The sequence below is a fragment of the Streptomyces sp. WM6386 genome (assembly GCF_000972385.1).
Classification (GTDB): Bacteria; Actinomycetota; Actinomycetes; order Streptomycetales; family Streptomycetaceae; genus Streptomyces.
This window is the reverse complement of the sequence record NZ_JXTE01000712.1, coordinates 1-335: the sequence shown is the minus strand read 5'-3', so window position 1 is coordinate 335 and position 335 is coordinate 1. Positions and strand designations below refer to the sequence as shown.

At 67.5% G+C, this 335-nt stretch carries 1 protein-coding gene; it reads right to left on the bottom strand.

Annotated features, from left to right (window positions below; all coding sequences use genetic code 11):
• Positions 1–200, bottom strand: a 200-nt coding sequence (locus tag TN53_RS49000; protein WP_234441880.1) for a hypothetical protein, incomplete at its 3' end; no start/stop codon positions are given.
• Between the last annotated feature and the right edge of the window lie 135 nt (positions 201–335).

The following is a 335-nucleotide window of genomic DNA, read 5'->3' as shown; positions in this document are numbered from 1 at the left end:
ACATCGCGGCGCGCATCCCCAATCTGCTGGCTCTGGTGCGGGAGCACCTTCCCGACACCGATCTTCGACGAATCCGGGTCGAACAGATCGCGAAGAACACTCTGCATCCGGCGTCGGAGCCGAGACTGCTCACTCGGGGGGAGCGCGAAGCCCTCATCGACGCAGTGAGTGTCGCCCGTCAGACGCTGCAGCGCGAGCACCTCCGTGTCCTCAGCTTCGTCCGTATCGTCCTCTGCGTGACCTGCGGGCTCACGGCCATCGCGGTCGCGGTGGCCGTACTGGGCAGTCTCTACCCCGAGCTGGTGCCCCTGTGCTTCCGCCCGCTCGACCCCGCC